Source organism: Pseudoalteromonas sp. TAE79 (assembly GCF_000498015.1).
Classification (GTDB): Bacteria; Pseudomonadota; Gammaproteobacteria; order Enterobacterales; family Alteromonadaceae; genus Pseudoalteromonas.
Genome location: NZ_AUTL01000005.1, coordinates 1 through 2888 on the forward strand (window position 1 = coordinate 1; position 2888 = coordinate 2888).

At 39.4% G+C, this 2888-nt stretch carries 1 protein-coding gene; it reads right to left on the reverse strand.

Features of this window, described 5'->3' with window-relative positions; translation table 11 throughout:
• Positions 1-118: 118 nt before the first annotated feature.
• Positions 119-2888, reverse strand: a 2770-nt coding sequence (locus tag L655_RS0100070) for a ligand-binding sensor domain-containing diguanylate cyclase (protein WP_024603678.1), incomplete at its 5' end; no start/stop codon positions are given.

Below are 2888 nucleotides of genomic sequence, written 5' to 3' on the forward strand. Positions count from 1 at the left end.
AATTCTACAAAAGAATTCGGATTCTTACATACCTAGAAGATCGTTCAAGTGCTATTAACTATTTCTTAAATGATCGGCATTAGAGCCTAGGCTCCTTTTTAATATCAAATATTGCTGATCAGCGCATCCACACTTTAATATCAGCTAGGCCATTGCTTTGTAAAATACCTAATTGTTGATCAACGTTAGAATTTTGTTCAAACTCAAATGCATCAAGCTGATCATCAAACGTAATATTTGCAACACCATCACCACCGCGCTTTTTAACTTGGTGCAATGAAATATCTGCTAGGTTAATAGATGTCTCCCAGCTAATTACCTGCCCACCCAAAAGTGGTAATGGATAAAATGACCAACCAATTGATGCCGTGATATTAGTTGTTTTTCCATTTGGTAATTGGAATGAATTAGCCGCTATTACTTTACAAAGTTCTGAAGCATAGCTATCTATTTTATTGCATTTAAAATCGCGTAATAATAATAAAAACTCATCTCCACTCCAACGTGCCACATAGTCAGAACCCTGCGTACGCGAATTTAACAATGCAGCCATTTGCTGTAAGCAGCTATCACCTGCAATTGGGCCATACGCATCGTTAATACGGCTGAAGTTATCAAAGTTAATAATTACCAGCACCAGTGACTTACCTTGTGCCTGCAGCGACTGTGAATTACGTTGAAAGTGCTCAATATCTTTAGGGAGTTGATCAAACAAAAAGCGGCGACTACGTAGCCCTGTTAGCTCATCTGAGTGACTCACTAATTTAAGCTGTGAATTCACTTGGCCTAATTTATCATTAGCTTGGCGAAGCTCTAAGGTACGCTCAGTGATTAAGCCCTCTAATGCTTCTTGTTTTCTGCGTTCTTGTGCTCTAAACACCCAAAAAATGAGATAAAAAAGCAAAATAAAACCACTGGTAATTAAAAGCCTAAAGTAAATTGTTTCGTCAAAGCGCTCAGGCACTACAAAACCGTATTCTACATCTTGCGCTTTAGCCCAGTCTTCACCTTGGCGCTTAGCTTCTAATTGAAACAAAAACGAGCCAGGAGGCAAGTTAGTATAAATAGCTTCACGTCGCGTATTTGCATAGCGCCAGTCACTATCTAAGCCACTTAGTTTATATCTAAATTCAATGCTGTTTGGTGCATAGTAATCAATAGCTGTGTAAGTTAGCGTTATATCACGCTCGTCTGTTTCTAATGATGGTTTTTTACCAAGCGCAGCGGTAGTTAAATGACGAAGTGGCGTTGTTATTGTCTCTATTGTTGGCTTTAATGCAAGCACGCCAAATAGCTCTACATTTTTAGGTATTTCAACAACACCTTGTAAGCTTGGGTACCAAATAGAATTTCCGGTGTCTGCTACCGCATCATGCCCAAGTCCGCTACAACATTGATTCGCTTTACCATCGAGTTGACGGTCAAAAGATGAAATTACTTCTTCAACTTTTAGGCTTTTTATTTCTGTTTTAAATTGCTCTACAGGCATTCTGTAAACACCTTTCATGGTGCTTACCCAAACATGCTTTAACTTTTCATCATATTCTAGGCTAAATATAGAACCATACGGTAAACCATTAGCTGCATCGAGTTGGCGCCATTGCCCTTGCGTACTTCTGTAAAAAAGCCCGTCGTTAAGAGAGCCGATTAAAATACCCACACCATCTATATGTAGCACGCTAGTTACGTATGCGCTTTCAAGTGTTGTTTGGTCGCCAATTTTTTCTATGCCACGGTCTGTAAAGTAATATGCACCTTTACTAGTACCAATCACACCAAAGTTTGTTTTATCTAATACGTAGGTAATAAACTTACTACCTAAAAAAGCGTTATAGGCAAAAGGCGTTAAACCAGCATAATTTAATCGATATAAACCGCGTCCGGTGCCAATCCAAAAACCGCCTTTACTAGAGCGACTTATTGCAAAAACCGGATTATCGCGAAGTGCTCGACCAGGGACGGTGTAAAGTGTCTTGTTTTCAAAAACAAATAAACCGCGCCCTGTTGCTATATATAATCGCTCACCATCAAATTGTAGATCGTGTACTGATGCGTATCCATATTTACTACTTGGGACTAAATTAATAAAACTTTTATCTAAATCGAAATAACCAATGCCGCTTTTATTCGCAACCCACAGTTTACCATCGGGTGCTTGGCTAATAGCCATAACAGATTCGGTCATATTTGAAACTGCTGAATGCCTTTCTACTCGCCCTTCATGAGCAAGCCACAAGCCTTCACTAAAGCTTGCTAACCAAACGTTATTTTTATCATCTCTAAAAATATCAGCAAACCATATACTTTGATCAAGTTGGCTAGGCTCTACCCATTGCCACTCACCGGTTTTATCTCTGAACAATAAGCGCCCATAGGTCGAAACCCACAAGCCACCATCGGTATCGCTCATAAACTTATAAACGGCTGAGTTATTTGCATTAGGTAAAGGAAAAGGTCTTAGCTCGTCATCTAAATCTAAAAAGTATGCACCTAGCTCAGAGGCTATGTACAAATTACCATTTAAAAATGATAAATCGTGCACTATGGTTTGCGCTAAGCGCTCTGGTAAAGATATTTTTGCGGTAAGCTCTAAACGTAGTTTAGAAAAGTCTGATGAGTTTTTTGTAAGGCGCAATAAATGACGATCATTAACGAGCCAAATGCCTTCAGGAGAGAGTGCCATTTGGCTAACAGAGCCAACTATTTGTGTGATCACCGTAGCATTAACAATAGGTAGAGGACCATTTACTTCAGTGCGTAAATCAACTTGCCCTCTATCTACATAGTATAAGCCGTTGGCCGCAATCCATATGCTACCTTTAGAGTCCTCAAGAATATCCCTTACTGGACCTTTAATATTAAATTCTTGTGCTGCAAATGTGGCTGGG